General features: G+C 61.8%; 16 protein-coding genes and 2 pseudogenes. 4 read left to right on the top strand and 14 right to left on the bottom strand.

Annotation, left to right across the window (positions count from 1 at the left end):
- Window positions 1–2 precede the first annotated feature (2 nt).
- Both ABWV23_RS02800 and ABWV23_RS02795 read left to right on the top strand, forming a co-directional pair.
- A complete protein-coding gene (locus ABWV23_RS02800; protein WP_353344703.1) occupies window positions 3–929 on the top strand; it encodes an ABC transporter permease in 927 nt (308 codons plus the stop codon).
- Between the two features lie 16 nt (window positions 930–945).
- A complete protein-coding gene (locus tag ABWV23_RS02795; protein WP_353344701.1) occupies window positions 946–1,815 on the top strand; it encodes an ABC transporter permease in 870 nt (289 codons plus the stop codon).
- 132 nt (window positions 1,816–1,947) lie between these two features.
- Here the strand turns inward: ABWV23_RS02795 and ABWV23_RS02790 are convergent, their stop codons facing one another.
- From ABWV23_RS02790 to ABWV23_RS02750, 9 genes and pseudogenes are all read right to left on the bottom strand, one after another.
- A complete protein-coding gene (locus ABWV23_RS02790; RefSeq protein WP_353344699.1) occupies window positions 1,948–2,631 on the bottom strand; it encodes an aspartate/glutamate racemase family protein in 684 nt (227 codons plus the stop codon).
- Between the two features lie 53 nt (window positions 2,632–2,684).
- Window positions 2,685–4,010, bottom strand: coding sequence for a TRAP transporter large permease (locus ABWV23_RS02785; protein ID WP_353345242.1), 1,326 nt, complete (start codon window positions 4,008–4,010; stop codon window positions 2,685–2,687).
- A 141-nt stretch (window positions 4,011–4,151) separates the two neighbouring features.
- Window positions 4,152–4,631 (bottom strand): annotated as a pseudogene (locus ABWV23_RS02780) (TRAP transporter small permease); the annotation flags it as partial.
- Window positions 4,632–4,746: 115 nt separating this feature from the next.
- Window positions 4,747–5,718 carry a TRAP transporter substrate-binding protein gene (locus tag ABWV23_RS02775; RefSeq protein WP_353344697.1) on the bottom strand — a complete coding sequence of 324 codons (972 nt, stop codon included), beginning with the start codon at window positions 5,716–5,718 and terminating at the stop codon, window positions 4,747–4,749.
- 440 nt (window positions 5,719–6,158) lie between these two features.
- Window positions 6,159–6,326: a hypothetical protein gene (locus ABWV23_RS02770; RefSeq protein WP_353344695.1), complete on the bottom strand. Its 168-nt coding sequence runs from the start codon at window positions 6,324–6,326 to the stop codon at window positions 6,159–6,161.
- Window positions 6,327–6,395: 69 nt separating this feature from the next.
- Entirely contained in the window at window positions 6,396–7,790 is a 1,395-nt protein-coding gene (locus ABWV23_RS02765) for a hypothetical protein (protein WP_353344693.1), read from the bottom strand.
- Window positions 7,787–9,019, bottom strand: coding sequence for a pyridoxal phosphate-dependent aminotransferase (locus ABWV23_RS02760; protein WP_353344691.1), 1,233 nt, complete (start codon window positions 9,017–9,019; stop codon window positions 7,787–7,789). Before ABWV23_RS02760 ends, ABWV23_RS02765 begins: the two co-directional genes overlap by 4 nt.
- A gap of 9 nt (window positions 9,020–9,028) precedes the next feature.
- On the bottom strand, window positions 9,029–10,024 hold the full coding sequence (locus ABWV23_RS02755; RefSeq protein WP_353344689.1) for a D-2-hydroxyacid dehydrogenase: 996 nt from the start codon (window positions 10,022–10,024) through the stop codon (window positions 9,029–9,031).
- 85 nt (window positions 10,025–10,109) lie between these two features.
- Window positions 10,110–11,384, bottom strand: a complete 1,275-nt coding sequence (locus ABWV23_RS02750) for an NAD(P)/FAD-dependent oxidoreductase (RefSeq protein WP_353344687.1) — start codon at window positions 11,382–11,384, stop codon at window positions 10,110–10,112.
- 199 nt (window positions 11,385–11,583) lie between these two features.
- On the opposite strand from ABWV23_RS02750, the gene ABWV23_RS02745 reads away from it, so the two are divergent.
- Entirely contained in the window at window positions 11,584–12,501 is a 918-nt protein-coding gene (locus tag ABWV23_RS02745) for a LysR substrate-binding domain-containing protein (protein WP_353344685.1), read from the top strand.
- Window positions 12,502–12,535: 34 nt separating this feature from the next.
- Here ABWV23_RS02745 and ABWV23_RS02740 read toward each other — a convergent pair whose 3' ends face one another.
- Complete coding sequence (locus ABWV23_RS02740) at window positions 12,536–13,330, bottom strand: carbon-nitrogen hydrolase family protein (protein ID WP_353344683.1); 795 nt, start codon at window positions 13,328–13,330, stop codon at window positions 12,536–12,538.
- Between the two features lie 168 nt (window positions 13,331–13,498).
- Window positions 13,499–13,639 (bottom strand): annotated as a pseudogene (locus ABWV23_RS02735) (IS5/IS1182 family transposase); the annotation flags it as partial.
- 328 nt (window positions 13,640–13,967) lie between these two features.
- Here ABWV23_RS02735 and ABWV23_RS02730 point away from each other — a divergent pair.
- Window positions 13,968–15,500, top strand: a complete 1,533-nt coding sequence (locus tag ABWV23_RS02730) for an ATP-binding protein (RefSeq protein WP_353344681.1) — start codon at window positions 13,968–13,970, stop codon at window positions 15,498–15,500.
- 253 nt (window positions 15,501–15,753) lie between these two features.
- Here the strand turns inward: ABWV23_RS02730 and ABWV23_RS02725 are convergent, their stop codons facing one another.
- From ABWV23_RS02725 to ABWV23_RS02715, 3 genes are all read right to left on the bottom strand, one after another.
- Complete coding sequence (locus tag ABWV23_RS02725; RefSeq protein ID WP_353344679.1) at window positions 15,754–16,929, bottom strand: iron-containing alcohol dehydrogenase; 1,176 nt, start codon at window positions 16,927–16,929, stop codon at window positions 15,754–15,756.
- 22 nt (window positions 16,930–16,951) lie between these two features.
- A complete protein-coding gene (locus ABWV23_RS02720; protein WP_353344677.1) occupies window positions 16,952–17,785 on the bottom strand; it encodes an ABC transporter permease in 834 nt (277 codons plus the stop codon).
- The coding region (locus ABWV23_RS02715) for an ABC transporter permease (RefSeq protein WP_353344675.1) at window positions 17,778–18,223 on the bottom strand (446 nt) is incomplete at its 5' end. The genes ABWV23_RS02720 and ABWV23_RS02715, both read right to left, overlap by 8 nt.

Genomic DNA, 18,223 nt, shown 5'->3' with positions numbered 1-18,223 from the left:
CGATGATCCGCTTCGTTTCAATCCGCCTGCTGCGCGCCGCCATCACGGTGCTTGCGGTCATGACCTTTGCCTTCGTCGTGCTGCGCCTCTCCGGCGATCCGGCGGCGGTGCTTCTGGGGCCTGACGTTCCCAAGGATGTCGTCGACGCGTTCCGCGCCGAGTGGCACCTCGGAGAGCCGATCTGGCGGCAATACATGGCCTATATTGGCGCGATCCTTACCGGCGATTTCGGCCTGTCGATGCGCGACAAGTCCCCGGCGCTGGAGCTGGTGCTCGAGCGGGTGCCGGCGACGCTGATGCTGACCATCCCGGCGCTCCTGCTCAAGATCGGGCTGGGCATTCCGGCCGGCATCTACGCGGCGCTCCACCGCGACAGCGTCGTCGATCGCGGCGTGATCCTGATGGCGATCCTCGGTTTCACCATCCCCTCCTTCGTGATGGGGCTGGTGCTGGTTCTGATTTTCGCGGTGACCTGGAACCTGCTGCCCTCGGGCGGGTTCGGCGGCTGGCAACATGCCATCCTGCCCGCGCTGACCATGTCCATCGGCGGGATCGGTGTTCTCGCGCGCTTCTCGCGCTCTGCCATGATCGAGGTGATGGGCCAGCCCTATATCCGCACCGCCTCGGCCAAGGGGGTGAAATGGCACGACGTGGTGCGGGGCCATGCGCTGCCCAATGCCGCCGTTCCCATCGTCACCATCGTCGGCTTCATGGTCGGGGCGCTGATCGCCGGAGCCGTGGTGGTCGAGACGATCTTTTCCTGGCCCGGCATCGGGCGGCTGCTGATCGTGTCGGTCTCGAACCGCGACCTGGCCGTGGTGCAATGCATCCTGCTGCTGATCGCGGCGGTGATGGTGGTGTCCAACCTGACCGTCGACCTGCTGTATGGCTGGCTCGATCCGCGCCTGCGCAACAGCGCCGCACATTGATGCAAGGAGACGTTTCATGACACTCGCCAATCCTTCGGATACCGCCACCTCGGCCCCCCTTCGCCGGCCCCTGTTCGCACGCGTTCCCCCGGCGGTCGCCTTCGGCCTGTTCTGGCTTGCGCTGGTGATCACCTGCGCGGCCTTCGCCGACCTGATCCGCCCCTACGACATCACCCGGATGGACCTGGGTGCGCGCCTGAGCCCACCCGGCACGCCCGGGCACTGGCTGGGCACGGACGAGCTGGGCCGCGATGTTCTCTCGCGCCTGATCCAGTCGGTGCGGGTGTCGCTGGTGATCGCCTTTGGCGCAACGATCCTCTCGGCGGTGTTCGGCACGACGCTGGGGTTTCTCGCCGCCCAGTTTCGGGGCGTGGTGGAGCATCTCGTCGTCATGCTGGCCGATTTCCAGGCCGCCCTGCCCTTCCTGATCATGTCGCTTGCGGTTCTCGCCTTCTTCGGCTCGTCCATGCTGCTGCTGGTCTGCCTGATGGGGTTCTACGGCTGGGAACGTTACGCCCGCATCGCCCGGGGCCTTGCGATCTCGGCGGGCGCACAGGGCTATGCCGCGGCGGTGGTCCAACTCGGCGCGACCCCGCGACGGGTCTACCTGCATCACATCCTGCCGAACGTGGCCTCGACCCTGATCGTGTCGATGACCCTGACTTTCCCGGAGATCATCCTGATGGAATCGGGCCTGTCCTTTCTCGGCCTCGGCGTGCAGCCACCCGAAACCAGCCTTGGCAACATGGTCGGCTTCGGCCGCGAATACCTGACCACCGCGCCTTGGGTCATGCTGGCTCCGGCTGTGGTGATCATGCTGACCACGCTTTCGATTTCGCTGGTCGGAGACTGGCTGCGCGACAAGCTCGACCCGACGATCCGGTGATCGGCCGGGAAACATCGCGCTGAATGGGAACGGAGACCCGGTCATCGGGCCGGATGATTATTCTGTGCCAGATGATTTGCAGTTCACCTAGGTTCTCAGTCCAGGTCATGTGTGCAATCGCGTTTGATCACGCTACCGAAACAGAAGCATCCTTGCGCCATCGAGAATTGAAAGAACGGGACATCCGACTCGCTTGCGGATCGCATCGGCATAGGGCGGAAGATTGCCGCATTCCAGGACCAGAGAACCGATCTCGGGGTGGCGCATTTTCAGGGCACCCGCCGCATGGCAAACCTCGGCCTCCATTTCGTCCTTATCAAAGGTCGCGTTCTGCACTTCCTTTGACGACAGGAAGGTCTGCACGAACAACTCACTGTCCTGCAGGCCGCCGATCCTCACATCTGCGGGTTCGACGCCTGCGGCCCGGATTGCCGCCGGCCCCAGGTCGTCAGCCGAGGCGGTGAGCACGCCCACCGGTCTTTGCCCCGAGATCTGGCGCACAAACGGCAGCAGCGTCAGCCCAGAGAGCAGGACCGGCACCGGGACATCGGCGGCGATCTCGCGCTGGACAGAAATCAGGAAGCCGCAGGTCGAGGTGATCAGGCAGGCCCCCTGCCCGGCCAGGTCCAGGGCCGCCTGTCGAAAGGCGGCCACAAGCTCCGGGGCGGGCCGTCCGTCGATCACGATCCGGGTGCTGTCCGCGCCTTCGACGACATGCACACGGGCCGGCAGGTGATAACTGTCGGGATTGCCCGCGTCGCCAAGGATCCGCGGAAATCGCGTGTCGAGACTGAGGATGCCGATGAAGGGGGTCATATGGAATGGGGCCTGTCGGATAACAGGGGCCGGATGTGGCCGGCCCCTTGCGATCAACGCGCCTCCTGCACCAATTCCGGAAGCCAGGTTGCAAGGCTCGGAAAGGCGACGAGGATGCCGACCATCAGCACGAGGATCAGGAACATCGGGATCGCAGTGCGGGCGATATAGCTCATGTCATGCCGGGTCATTCCCTGCAACACGAAGAGGTTGAAGCCCACCGGCGGCGTGATCTGCGCCATCTCGACCACTACGACGATGAAGATGCCGAACCAGATCAGGTCGATGCCGGCCGCCCGGATCATAGGCTCGATGATTGCCATGGTCAGCACCACCGCCGAGATCCCGTCAAGGAACATGCCGATGATGATGTAGAACACCGTCAAGGCGGCAATCAGGGCGACCGGAGACAGCTCCATCGCGGCGATCAGCCCAGCCAATGCCCGCGGCACCCCGGTGAAGCCCATCGCGAGGGTCAGGAAGCTCGCCCCCATCAGAATCAGCGCGATCATTGCCGAGGTACGGGTGGCTCCACGCAGGCTTGCGACGAAGGTGGCCCAGCTCAGCGAACCCTGGAACCCGGCGAGAACCAGCGCACCGATCACGCCAAAGGCCGCAGCCTCGGTGGCCGTCGCGACCCCCAGATACATCGAGCCGATGACGAGCAGGATCAGCGCGATCACCGGGATCAGCAGCGTCGAGGCCCGCAGCTTTTCGGCAAAGCTCATCGCCGGCTCGGGTGTCGGAGCCTGATCCCGGCGCAGCAGCGACCAGATGGCGATATAGGCCATGAACAAGGTCGCCAGAACCAGTCCCGGCAGAACCCCCGCCATGAACAGGCCGGTAACGCTTTCCTTCACGGTGACGCCATAGACGATCAGCGTCAGAGATGGCGGAATCATCAGGCCCAGCGTGGCGGCACCCGCCAGGGTGCCGACGATCATGAACTCGGAATAGCCGCGTTTGCGCAGTTCCGGGATCGACATCTTGCCGACGGTGGTCAGCGTCGCGGCCGAAGACCCCGAGACGGCGGCAAAGACCGTGCAGCCCACCACGTTGGTGTGCAACAACCCGCCCGGAAGCCGGGACAACCAGGGCGCAAGGCCTTTGAACATGTCCTCGGACAGCCGCGTGCGATACAGTACCTCCCCCATCCAGATGAACAGCGGCAGCGAGGTCAGTGTCCAACTCGAGGCCGAGCTCCAAACGGTGATGCTCATCGAACTGCCCGGATTGCGCGGGGTAAAGCCGATCATCCCCATATAGGCCACGCCCATCAAAGCCAGCCCGACCCAGAGCCCCGACCCCAGCAGGAAGAACAACACGAAAAGGAAAATGCCGATCTTGAGCCCGGTCGCATCCCTATCGAAGCCAGTCATCATGGTGATCGCCGCGTACAGTACAAGCGCGCTGGCCGCGCCGACGATCATTCGTACCTTCACCGAGGCCAGCGCATCACGCACCAGCATCTGCTTGGGTTCGTCGATGCCCAGGCCATCAGTGAAAAGGATCGAAAGCAGAGCATCAACCATGGCCACAGCCAGAAGCACGGCGCCCACTGCCATGGCAATCTGCGGTATCCAGAGCGGCGTGCCGTCCTGGCCCTGGCTCACGTCGTTCAACATGTGGCTGATCAGGGGGGTCTTGACCGCATACCAAGCAAAGAAAACCGCCACTGCAGCTCCAATGGTATAACACCAGATCTCGAAGCCGCGGCGCAATGTGCCGCTGCGCTCGATCATCATGCCGACGCGGATATGTTCGTTCTGGCGAAAGGTGTCCGCCAGGGCCAGGAAGGACGCCGTCGCCATGGCGTAACCGGCGTAGTTGGCGGCCCCTGGAAACATCAAGCCCAGCCATCGGCTGACCATCTGGGCAACAACGAGGCAAAGGATGGCGACCAGGGCCAGCGAGGCCCCGATGCCGGAGAGGCTGTAGAGGCGATCAAGGCCCTGACGGATTGCCTTGCCCCCGAGGTCGGCACTGGGTGATTCGATCATGGCATCGGTCATGCGCGTTCTGGCACGGACCTGGCAAGGCACACCTTGCCCCTCCCCGAGCCAAATGGCTCAGGGGTCCCCCGGCGAGGCCCCCCTCCAGCCGTGCGCTGTCTCCTTATTGAGCCTGGTAGGCAGACATGATGGCGGCACCGTCGTCGCCTGCGCTCTCGAGCCATTCAGCGGACATCGTCTCGCCGATTTCCTTCAGCTTGGCGTTGATCGCATCGCTCGGCGGGTTCACGTCCATGCCGTTCTCCGCCAGCGTGCTGACAAAGCCGCCAGCCAATTCGGCGGCCATCTCCGTGCCGCGGCTCTGTGCGGCCTCGGCCTCTTGTGTCAGGCAGGTTTGTATCTCTGCGGACAGCCCCTCGAAGGCATCCTTGTTGACGAAAACCGTGTTGCGCGGCAGCCAGGCCTTCACGTCGTAGAAGTTGGTCATGTCTTCCCAGACGCTTTCGTCCACGCCGGTCGAACCAGAAGAAATCATCGCTGAGACAACCCCGGTTGCCAGCGCCTGCTTGAGGTCCGCCGCTTCGATCTGCGTCGGGATCATGCCGGCAAGCTCGGCCACGCGGGCGGTGATCGAGTTGTAGGCCCGGAAGCGCACACCCTCCATGTCTTCGGGGGTTTCCACCGGCTTGGCGAAATACAGCCCCTGCGCTGGCCAGGGAACAGAATAGAGCGGCACCAGGTTTTGCTCTTCGAGCACCTTGCTCAGCGTCGGAAGCGCAGCGGCCCGCAGCGCCTCGGAGGCTTCGAAGGAGGTGGCGATGAAGGGCACGGAGTCGTAGGAGAACACGGCGTTCTCGTTGGCGTGCGCCGAGAGCAGCCGCTCGCCGATCTGGGCCTCGCCGAGTTGCACAGCGCGCTTGATCTCTCCACCACCGAACAGCGAGCCCCCAGCATGGATCACGATCTCCAGCGCGCCATCGGAGCAGTCTGCCACCGCATCGGCAAAGGTCTGGGCGTTCTTGGTGTGGTAGTTGGACGCCGGGTAGGCCATCGGCATGTCCCATGTCTCGGCACTTGCGGCCCCGGCAAGGGTCACCGTCAAGGCAAGGATCGATGCTGTTGTTGTGAGCTTCATGGTAAGTCTCTCTGTTGCTTGGTTGGGTAGAACGCCTTGGCAGCGCCTTTGTGAAGTTTGTTTGACCTCTGGGATCGAGGATGGCAGATGGACGCCGGTCAGGGAATGTTAGATTTTTCGGTCAATCATGAGTTTTGATCATGCACGCCCGACCACACTGCCTTCCATCCGGTCAATCTGGCAAGGCGATCGGCCCCATTTCCGGAAAAACATCCCCCGGACCGGGGTTTTGCGCCGGGCTTTCGCCCCCAAAATGAGTCATGATGCCCCAGACCGCGTTCAATGCGGTCTCTGCCGCCCCCCGACCCAAGCCGGGGTCCATCTGACGCCATCCCCGGCGAGAAACTGCCTCTTTTCCTGCGCAGGCAGGCTGTCTTGCATGAAATGGTCGTGAATGGCGGTTTAGCGGTAATGCCCGGGCACGCGTCCGATATCTCGCGCTAGAGCGGCGGCAGATCGTCCAGAAAACGAGCAAAATGCGTGGTTCCATCGAGGTCGATCACCGTCGATTCGGCAGCGGGGGTCAGCGGGTTTGGGAAGGGCCGGGTCTCGCAGCCGGTCAGGTCCAGGTGGTGACAGAAGCCGCGCGACGACACCGGGAACCGCATCCCGCCCAGTTCGGCGCTAAGGCCGTGAGTGTCGCGGGGGGGATATTGCGGTCTCCTTGGTTATGCCGATCAGCCACCCGCCGCGTAGACCGCGCTGATCAGCACCACGGCACAGGCCATCGCAACGGCGGTGAACTGGGCGTTCCAGCGATGTGCAACCCGGCTGGCCGGGACATCGCCCAGGCGGGCGGTGATCAGGCTCATCGCGCTGATCGGGTTCACGCAGATTGCCAGCGCCCAGCCGATGCACAGCGTCAGCCCCAACGCAAGCGGGTGGACCTGACCCAGCAGCGTCGGCCCGAAGATCTGTGCCGTCAAGACCACCATGACGCTATTGGGAAGGTAGAGCGCAGCGGCAAGCGGGATCAACAGCAGGCAAGCCAGCAGGGTCGGCAGGCTGGCAAATCCCGGCGCTGCCAGAAGTGGCCAGAGCGGGCTGGCCTGAATGGCCACCGACAGCCCCGCCCCGATGACATTTGCCGCCAGAAAGAGCGCCGCCTCCGAGCGCAGGTCGGCCATGGCAAACAGCGCATCCCGCAGCCGTCCTGCCAGTGGTGCAGCCGCAGCGCCTTCGCACGCCAGCCATATGAAGGCAAAGGCCGGGATCGTCACCACCGCGCAAAGGGTGAAGCCGAGCCCCATGACAACGTGCAGCGCCATGGTCAGCGTCAGCAGCAAGGCACTGGCTCCCAGGACCAGCAGCAGCGCACGTGCACTGCCAGCCGCAGCCGGGGTCGACGCGTCCCGCGGGATCCGGGCCTCGTTCGGTAACATCGGCAAGAGGCTCGACAGCGCCAGCAGGAACAGCGTGAAGGCAAAGGCAAGCGCGATCAGCGGCAGCGGGGCAACAGTTGGAACGCCCGCTGTCACGATGGCAAAACCCAGCGACATCGGTGACCAGATGGTCACCAGCGCCGCACCGCGCATCGCCGCCATGACCATGGCCCGCCGAGCCGGATCGTGCCGCGCATCGCGGCCGTCTTCGGGCTCGGTCAGGTCACCCACCATCGGAATGATCCCGACGTTGAACATCAGGGCCATGAACTGCGTGCCGGTCAGCAGACTGCCGTAGCGCCAGCGCGGGGAAATCGACAGCAGGTATTCAGCCGCCGCTCGTGTCACGGCGGCGCGTTTCACCGGCTGGCGCAACAACCCGAGCACCATCATCAGCGCAGCAAACCCAGTTCCTTGCACCGCTGCCGTCACCAGCCGAGGCAAGGCGTCTGGCAGCAGTGCCGCCGCCGCCAGGCTGGCGATCGCCAGCCCGACAAAAAGCCGCGCCATCGGAATCAGCCGAACCCATTGCGTCGCCACCCAGAGCACCGCCAGAACCGCGGCGAACTCGACCAGCCCCGAAACCCCGGTCAGGGCCCCGACGATCAGCGCGACAAGCAGCAAGCATTGCAGAAGCACGCCGAACTCGGCGCCCCCCTGCGGCAGAGAAAGATCTGCGGCCTGTCTCATACCGGCAGCACCAGCGTATCACAGGCCCTGGCCAGCCGCCCCATCGCCTCTTCGATCTCGTCCGTCGATGTCGCGTAAGAGATGCGGAAATACGGCGAAAGACCAAAGGCCGCGCCGGGCACCATGGCAACATGAGTCGTTTCGAGGATCCAGGAACAGAACTCCCGGTCGCTCTCAAGGATACGCCCCTCGGGTGTCTGGGCCCCAAGCACGCCCTCGCAGCTCGCAAAGGCGTAGAACGCCCCCTCCGGCACCCGGCAGGACAGACCCGGCATGGCATTGATGGCCGAGACCACAAGATCGCGCCGTGCCCGGAAACTGTCGCGCCGCTCGGCCAGGACCTCCTGTGGGCCGGTAAGGGCCGCCAGCGCCGCCGCCTGCGAGATGGAACAGGCGTTCGAGGTTGACTGGCTCTGCACCACGGTCATGGCCTTGATCAGCGCCTCGGGACCGGCGCCGTAGCCCAGCCGCCAGCCGGTCATGGCATAGGCCTTGGAGACCCCGTTGACGATCAACGTGCGCTGGCGGATCGCGGGCGACAGCGCCGCCGGGCTGACACAGGCGAAGTCATCGTAAACGATATGCTCATAGATCTCGTCCGACAGCAGCCAGACCGCGGGATGGCGCTCCAGCACCGCAAGGATCGCGCGGGTCTCCTCGATGCCATAGGCTGCGCCGGTGGGGTTGGATGGTGAATTCAGCATCAGCCAGCGCGTCTTTGGCGTGATCGCTGCCTCAAGCTGCGCAGGGGTGATCTTGAAGCCGGTATCGGCGGACGTGGTGACCTTGACCGGTACACCGCCGCAGATGTCAACCATGGCCGAGTAGGTCGTCCAGTAAGGCGCCGGAATGACCACCTCATCCCCGGGATCAAGCGTCGCCATGAAGGCGTTGAAAATCACCTGCTTGGCACCGGCGGTGATGATGACTTCGGACGGGGTATAGACAATGCCGTTCTCGCGCTTGAACTTTTCAGCTACGGCGGCGCGCAGCTCAGGCGTGCCCGCAAGCGGCGTATAGGTGGTTCGCCCGTTGAGCGCGGCGCGATGCGCCGCCTCGATCACGTTATCCGGCGTCGGAAAATCCGGTTCGCCCGCACCCAGCACGATAACCGGGTGACCCTCGGAGCGCAGCTCGGCCGCGCGCGCACCGATGGCAAGGATTTCAGAGACCTTCTGGCTTTGAAGCCGTGCGGACCGGCGAAAAGTTGGGGCCTGACTGTCCAGCATTTTGTCGCCTCACCCCACCTGATTGACGAGATCGTCACGGCCGGCCCAGAGCCGTTCGAGGTTCTGCGTCAGCAAATTGAGAACGTTGAGCTCGTACTTGCGGGTCTCGCCAGCGGCATGGGGCGTCAGCATCACGTTGGGCATTGTCCACAGCGGGCTGTCCTCGGCCAGCGGCTCGACGGCGGTGACGTCGAGACCGGCCCCGGCGATAGCGTTGCTCTTCAGCGCGGCGATCAGCGCCGCTTCATCGACGCAGCCGCCTCGGGCAACGTTGACGAAGAAGGCGGTGGGCTTGAGCAGCGACAACGCCTCGGCATCAATGATCCCGACTGTCTCGTCGGTCAGCGGGCAGCTCAGCACCAGCACATCGGCCTTCGGCAACACGGATTTCAGATCACGGAAGCTGTGGACCTCGTCCGCGGCGCCCCTGCCCTTGGACGGATCGCGGCGCACCCCGATCACCGCCATGTCGAAGGCCTTGGCCAGCTTGGCGATCCGGTCGCCGATGCCACCGGTTCCGACGATGACCATGGTCTTGCCGGGCAGTTCGTCCTCGCGCAGCATGGGGTCGGTCTGCTCGGTGCGCCAGATCTTGGCGTGCTGGTTGTCGCGCGCCAGGGCAAGACGGCGGGTCAGCGACAGGGTCAGGCCCAGGGCGTGCTCGGAAACGGCGTTCTTGTTCACACCGGCACCAGAGGCCAGGAGAATGCCCCGTTCGGCAAAGGCCGCCTTGTCGTAGTGGTTGGTGCCGGAGCTGACCGACTGGAGGTATTTCAGCTTCGTCGCCAGCGGCAGCAGCTCATTCGACCACATCATAGAGGTCACCAGCACATCAGCCTCAGGCAGCGCCTCGGCTAGATCCTCGCGGTTCGACACCTGCGTGGTCTTGATGCCGCCGGCCCGCGCATCGAAGATCGGCTTCAGGTCGTAAGCGCTGTGCGCAAAGAGGATATGCAGGTCCGAGCGCGCGGACAAAAGGGGCTTGATGGGGCTTTGATCGGTCATGTCAGTCTCCGTTTCGTCAGGGTGCAGGGGATCGGGCCGCGTCCAGCGCAGCCATTGAGGCATTTGATTGCCGATGTCCGGATCGTTAGTGAAAGCGGTCCGGGGCGAAGGGGGTCGTGTCCAAGGATGTCGGGCGCCCGGCGACGAGATCGGCGATCAGCCGGGCCGTCATCGGCGCCGAGTTCAGCCCGACGTGCCCGTGGCCGAAGGCATACCAGACCCCGGTCCCGCAGCGCGCCGGTCCGATCACCGGCAGGCCATCAGGCGTAGAGGGACGATTGCCCTGCCAGCGTTTGACCGGACCGTTGCGGGCCGGCTCTTCCAGCTGCGGAAAGCAGGACGCGACCTGGTCGCGCAGAAGATCGGCGCGACGCCAATCCGGCGACGCGGTGGCCGAGGCGAATTCGACCTGGCCCGCGATACGCAACCCGGTCAGCGTTCGGACGATCGCGACCTTCAGATCCTGCGGCATGACAGGCACCGGCAAGTCCAGATCACAGTTCAGGAGTTCCACGTGATAGCCGCGCTCGGCCTCCAGCGGTATGCGGTCACCGCAGCGTTTTGCCAGGGTTGCTGCCCCAATGCCGGCGGCCAGCACGGCGCCGTCGCAGGCGATCTCGCCGTCTTTGGTGACGACGGCGGCCAGCTTGCCGTCCTCCAGCCGCAGATCCAGGGCGCAGTTGCGCTCATGGGTCGCCCCGTTGGCGAGGCACCAGGTCGCAATGGCCTCGACGTATTGTCCCGGGCTGGCACAATGACAGCCACCTGTCAGCATCACCCCAAGGGTATAGCGCGGGGCCAGACCCGGAACGAGATTTGCCAGCGCGTCCCCTTCGTATTCCTGCATCTTCACACCATGCGCGCGGCGCAACTTCAGGGCCAGCCCCTCGGCCTCGAAGGCGGCTCGGTTCTGGTAAAGGTAGAGCAACCCATCCTCGCGGATCATGTCCGGCACACCAATACGTGCCGCGATGTCGGCGTGAAGCTGCGGCGCGCCACTCACAAGATCGGCAAGCGCTTGCGTGGTCCGGGTGACACGGCCCTCGGTCCAGCCTGCGGCGAGGAACCGCAACAGCCATGTGGCAAGCCGGGGCAGATATGGCCAGCGAATGGTCAACGGGCCGCGCCGGTCCAGGAGGTAGCCCGGCACCTTGGCCCAGAGGCCGGGCATCGACATGGGGATGATCGAGGCCGGGCTGACAAAAGTACCATTGCCATAGCTTGCCTGTTGCTCCCCGCCAAACGCGCCCGGCTCCAGCATCGTCACGCGCAGGCCATCGCGCACCAGCGCTTCGGCCACGCAAACCCCGACGATCCCGCCGCCGATTACAACGATATGTCGTTTCGCATCTTCAGACATGAGTCCCAGCTCCTGCGCATCATGAGCGAAAGTCATTCGACGCACCGATGATTTTAACGGCGAGCCCTCGACAGAATGCGATCTTCTTGGGCAGACGCCAGTATGTGTGGTTTTTCGAACTATGCCCCAGATGACATTCCGTGCGAACCGGCCAAATGATCAGAGGCAAATGAGTTTTCGTCATCCCGGAGCCCCCGACATGCGCCGCTTCGTTCCTTCGCAATCCGCCCTGCTGGCCTTTGAATCCGCGGCCCGGCACATGAACTTCACCAAGGCCGCCGAAGATCTTGCGATCACCCAAAGCGGTGTCAGCCGACAGATCAGCAACCTCGAGAACTTGTTGGGGGTAAAGCTATTCGAACGGGTTGGTTCGCGCCTCGTGATGACCACGGCCGCAGAAGTCTATCTTGCAGAAGTCACCTGCGGGCTCGACCAGATCGAAAAAGCCTCGGTCAACTGCGTACGTGGCCAGGATCTTGCGGATTCACTGGTTGTCTGCGCCCACCCGACCCTCGCGTCGCGCTGGTTGACACCGCGGCTCCGGCACTATCTCGGGCAGCATCCCGACGTGGTCGTCGATCTGACGACAACCACGGTCGACATCGATTTCACCAATACCCGGGTCGACGCCGCCATACTGCGCGGTCGCGGCTCGTGGGTCGGGGCCCGCAGCCAGGAGTTATTCCGAGAGGAACTTGTGGTCGTCTGTGCGCCGGACCTTGTCCCGTCTCGCAAACCACGCGAGGTTCTCGACTTCGACAGCCTACCCACGCTGCAGAATGCCAGCCGGTCCGATCTCTGGCTCACTTGGTTGCAGGGGGCGGGATTACGGCACAAGGGGGCGATCCGGGGCCCCCGCTTTCCACACAGTGAACTGCTGGTGTCCGCGGCGCGTTCCGGCCTTGGCCTGGCGGTGGTACCACTCCCCTACGTCGAAGAAGAGTTGCGAACCGGTGCGCTTGAGTTGCCGTTCGGAGGGCCGGTCAAGACCGCCGAAAGCTACTGGCTGGTTCGCTCGGAACACCGGCACCAAAGCCCGGCTTGCGGCGATTTCGCAAACTGGCTGCACGGCCAAGCCCTGCAATTCCGAAAATCATCCAACGCAAAGGCAGTCTGAAATACCAAGCCACGGGAGCGGCGCCCATCCGCTGTCAGGACAGATCCTGCAACTGGGTCGACAGGACACCTGGGGGGTAAACCCCGAGTGTCGGCAATTCCCCGATCAGAAGCGCCGGAGTTCGTCCGGCAGACAGGATGCACTCTCCATCTGGGCCCACGACAAGTGACTGCCCTCCGAAGGTCAGTCCATTCTCAGTTCCGCAATAGTTCGCGTAGACCACGAACGCACCGTTTTCATGGGCTCGCGCCGGCAACAGGTATCGCTGCACATGCTCGTAGCCTTCCGGATTGGCCGTCGGGACAAGAAAAACTTCCGCGCCCTGCCTGGCGAGGTCTCGCGCGAGCTCCGGAAACTCGATCTCGTAGCAGATGAGCAAGCCGAAGCGCCGTCCTCCATATTCAAACAAGCATGAGGCGCCGCTCCCCTTGTGAAAGGTCGCTCGCTCCATGTCGCCAAACAGCAAGCGCTTGCGATGATGGGCCAGAACCTCTCCGTTTGGTCCGATCGCCAGCGCGGTATTGTAGATCGCCTCGCCTTCACGCTCTGCACAGCCCGTCACCAGCGCACAGCCCGCCTCTGCCGCCATGGCCGAGAGGTCTCGGCGCAGGGCATCGAACTCCCGAGCATGATCGAAATGCGCCTGCGCACAATTGTAGCCGGGCATCATGAGCTCGGGCGCAACAAGAAGATCGCAACCTGCGGCACTGGCGACTGACAAAGCGTCGCCCAACCGGCTTTCCGCAGTTGCCCAACAGCCACCGGCAGCAGCGCATTGCAGAACAGCAATCTTCACAGGCGTTCCCCAAGGGCCGCTGCGATGTTCCACCTCCGGCCTGCCATTCCTGCCGCCCCGTCCTTGCCAATCAGAATGCGAGTGGCGCATGCACGCCACTGCTGAACCCCAGCTTAAGGAGGCTTGCATCAGATCTCCAGACCCTTTGTACGGGGACACTGTTCGTCAGGGTAAACCTCCCGGGTGACTCTGATGATGTGACCGCCCCCGCTTACCGGATTTCTTCGCATGCCAGATCGTGTCGGGATCGAACCAGATCGACAGCGAGCCCAGTTTGCGCAGCGCGGCGTTGTCGGCTGACCAGTTCGTCGTGCGATAGCGGAGTGGCGCAGGTTTCGACATGTGCTTCACCTACATCGCTAAATTCGCAAAGGGAATCCTCGCAGATTCTTTAGACATCGCCCATCACGCCCCATCGAAACATTCGCGCCGATCACCCAAATAACGGGACGAAGTTTCGCATGGTAGTAAATTTCCTGCGCAAAAGTGGAAATACATTTACCGCACCATGGATGAAATTAGTTTCCACGGCACAAACTCAATACCGCCAAATATTCCGACTCCATTATATCGAAAAACGCAGATACATGAAGAAAATCAACCTATTGACACCCTCTAACCTGGAGCAATAAGGAGCAGCCGGTGGGGGGAGGTTTTGAGTGCGAGTGCCATGACCAAAGACCCCAAGAAAATCGAAGTTTTTTCGACGCCCCCTTACACCTCCATTCCGGCGATCAGCTCCTACCGGTTGCACCCGACCAGTGAGAAAGCATTGGGGGAAGGCTTTCTGAGTTATGCGCTGGATCAGCATGCGAGTGTCAGCATCGCGGACGCCACGGGACGCATCACTTATGTCAATGACAAGTTTCTCGAAAGCTGCGGATACGAGAGGCACGAGCTGATAGGGCAGAACCATAGTATTTTGAATTCCGGATACCATTCCAGGGAATTCTACAGCGCATTGTGGTCGACAATCGCGAACGGAAAGACCTGGTCTGGTGAGATGAAGAATCGAAAGAAGAACGGAGAGCCATACTGGATAAAATCCACGATCGTCCCCCGGCTTAATGAGCTTGGAAAACCGGCCGAATTCCTCTCGATCAGAACGGACATTACGCTGGAGAAAGCCGCCGAAGCCTTGAAGGTGCAGCAGGAAACTTTCAACTTTTCTCAAAGCGAAGTTTACATGTACTGGGCCGACAATCTGAAACTGTTCTATTTGAACGAGGTGGCTCAAGGTCGATGGGGAATGGAAAAAAGCGAGCTCTACGGAAGAACACCAATGGACTTCGACACGAGGCTCTCAAATGGTGAGATTATCGGAATTTTCAACCGTCTCAAAACTGGAGCGGAAAAGCTCATCTCTGTCATTACGGAATCCTCAAGACCGGATGGCACGACACACCCCGTTGAGGTCAGCGCCCAGTTTGTTCATCCAGAAGGCGGAAGGCCCAGATTCGTCGTCCTTGTTCAGGACATCACAGATCGGATGAAGGCAGAGAAAGCCAAGTCGGAATTTATCGCGACGGTCAACCACGAACTCCGCACGCCCCTGACCGCATTGAAAGGCGCCCTCGATTTAATCAAATCTGGCGTTGTCGGAAAACTGCCGGACAAGGCCGGGGGCCTGATTGACATTGCCGACAGAAGCAGCGCCCGGCTTGGATATTTGATCCAAAACCTCTTGGATGCGGAGAAGATCGAAAAAGGAAATATTATCTCCAGCATGGAGCGGGTGGATATGTCTCATGTCATCGAGGATGCGATAAGGGAGGTGTCCAGCCACTCGATTTCCAAAAGAAACCGAATTTATTCTTTTGGAACGGCGAGTCCGGCAAGCGTAATGGGGGATCGGGATCGGCTTTTCCAGGTAATCGAGAACCTCCTCTCCAATGCCCTGAAGTTCTCGAATTCCGACGATATTGTCGAAGTGAACCTTGCACGTGAGGAAACGATGGTTCGGGTTTCGGTCAAGGACATTGGTATCGGGATGCCGGAGGATATCAGGGCGAGGATATTTGATCGGTTCACCCAGGCAGATTCAACGGATCACCGCAAGGCGGGCGGAGTGGGTCTGGGCCTGTCGTTTGTCAAGGCGATCATTGACGAACATGGCGGCACGATTGATTGTGTCAGCGAGGTCGGAAAAGGCACAACCTTTTCTTTCTGTTTGAAACGGTGCCTTGATTTGCGCGACGAGTAGCGATTTCTCAATTTAGATTTCGCATGGCCTTGATGCTTTAACCGCCCTCCGATGACATCGCTGTGGCAAGGTAGGATCGTAGAAATCCATTTTGGGAGGCGGCCAGGCGTTGATGCTGTGACCCAAACCTTTATGATCGGAAATATCTCCCTTGGATCAGAAGAAAACGGCTGCGGCTGAACGATGGCGAGTTTCATGGCGTTCTCCTGTTTGCGCTGATTTACTTGCCCCTCTTGGCCCGGATCAAGCTTGCTTAAAACGCGGCGCGCAGGATCTGCTCGACCCCATCCGTCGTCAAGGGAACAGGATTTCCGCCCGCGCACGGGTCGCGCAAGGCGTCCGCCACCAGCGCTGCGATATCGGCCTCGGCCACGTCAATGCCCATGCCCCGGAGCGTCGAGGGCATGTCGAGACGTGCTCGCAACGTCTCCAGCCAGTCCAGTACAGCGGCGCCTGGATCATCGCCGTCCAACCGCAATTCATGTGCCAGTGTCGCCATCTGCGAGCCCACCTCCGCGAGGTTGAAGCTCAGCACATGCCACATCAACACGGCATTGAGCATCCCGTGATGGGCGTCGTAGCGCGCGCCCAACGGATGCGCCAGCGCGTGAACGGCCCCCAGCCCTTTCTGCAACGCGGTGCAAGCCATGGCAGAGGCAGCTAGCATGTTGGCACGCGCGCCAAGGTTGTCGGGCTGCAGATAGGCTGTAACCAAGGACGCATCGATCATCTTCAGCACCGTCAACGCCAGACCATCTGCCATCGGATGCCATCCCGGCGCGCAGAGCGCTTCAAGAGCGTGCGAGAGAGCATCCATTCCGGTCGCGGCCGTCAGACGGGCCGGCAGACCGACCGTTACCTGTGGGTCAAGGATTACCAGTTCCGGAAGCATCTCGGGGTGGAAAATGATCACCTTTCGATGGTTGTCTGTGTCGGTGATCACCGAAGATCGCCCGAATTCGGAACCGGTCCCGGCGGTGGTCGGAATGGCGATCACTGGCACCATCCCTTCGGGCTGAACGCGGCGGAAGTTGTCGCCTGCATCCTCGAAATCCATCAATGGCCGGTTCTGTCCGGCCATCATCGCAACCGCTTTGGCCGCATCCATTGCCGAGCCGCCGCCCAGCGCTATCACACAATCATGACCTCCTGCGCGCAAGGCCATGAGACCTGCCATGACGTTTTCAACGCTCGGGTTGGGTTGCACATCGCTAAACAGGCCAGGCGTAATACCGATACTTTCAAACGCAGCCTTCGCCTGTACCACGATGTCCGAGACCGCAAGCCCGCGATCGGTGATGATCAGCGGCGCGCGGCCTCCAATCTCGTCCAACCCAGCGGGCAGATCCGCCAGCCGCCCTGCCCCGAACCAGACCAGCGTCGGAAAACTCCAGTTGGCTTGCAGGGTCGTAAAGTCATATGCAGTCATCGGACAAACTCCGTTGGATGGATCAGCCCTCAGCGACCTTGCTCAGGCTGCGGCGGGCGGCATTTTTTCGCAGACCGCCGACGGCAAAGATCAGCACCAGGGCCGGCAGAAAGGTCAGCGTGGCCAGAGCCGGGTAAATCGGCGAAGACCCCACCGCGATTCCAGAGAACACGAATGTGGGCAGCGTACGCGTCGATCCCGACAGGCTGTATGTGATATAGAAATTCCCCCAGGAAAGCAGGAAGGCAAAGATCGCGGCCGAGAAGATTCCGGGCCAGATCAGCGGCAATGTAATCTCGCGCAGGATCTGCCAACGTGTAGCCCCCGCATCCTCAGCGGCGTAATCAAGCGTGTCGTCGTAACCTTGCATTTGAACCGAAATTATGACGATGCAGAACGGAGTGATGTAGATGACATGGCCGATCACCGCAGACCAAAGCCCCGGCGACAGGTTCAACCATCCCGCCAGCAATGAAAACCACAGCAGCATCACGACCCCCAACAGTAATTGCGGGAACAGGAGCGGCGCGAAGGTCAGAATGCGGAAGCTCCACTGGAACCGGAACTTGTAGCGGCTCCAAGCGAAGGCTCCGCCAATCCCGAGAAGTGTGGCGAAGAGGGTCGCAAGCACAGCCAACAAAGCGGAATTGCCTAGAGACGACCAAAAATCCCGATCCGCCAACAGCTCACCATACCAGCGTGTCGAGAATTCGGAGATCGGCCAGGACAGGAAACGGCTTTGGGTAAAGGAGAACAGGATCAGTGTCGCGATCGGGATATAGAAGAAGATCAGAACCGCGATAACCGAGCCATAGAGGACGATATCCGCAAGGCGTTTTTCCATCTGATCAGTCATTGGAGCCCCTCCTTGCCTGCCAAAAAGCCAGTACCCCGGCCACTGCCAGAACCGCGGCCCCGATCACGATCAGAACGAGCGTCAGTGCCGCGCCGAGAGGCCAGTTCACGCGTGTCTCGAAGCTTTGACGGATCAATTCAGCTGCGAGCGGCGACGTCCCCCCTCCCATCACCTTGGGTTCCAAAAATACTCCTAGACTGAGTACGAAGACCAGCACCGCTCCTGCCCAGATGCCTGGCTTGGCCAGCGGCAAGGTCACCTCTTGAAAGGCGCGCAGGCGCGTGGCACCGGCATCGCGCGCCGCCAGAACCAAATCGCAGTCAATTCGCGCCATCGATAGCGCCGTGGTGAAGATCGTATATGGCAACAGATTGTAAACCATGCCGATCATCGTCGCATTTGGCGAAAACAGCACATTCACCGCAGCCGGAGAAAAAC

Source organism: Aquicoccus sp. SU-CL01552 (assembly GCF_040365005.1).
GTDB lineage: Bacteria > Pseudomonadota > Alphaproteobacteria > Rhodobacterales > Rhodobacteraceae > Antarcticimicrobium.
Note: the sequence above shows the minus strand (reverse complement) of the source record. Positions and strands in the feature narration are given on the sequence as shown.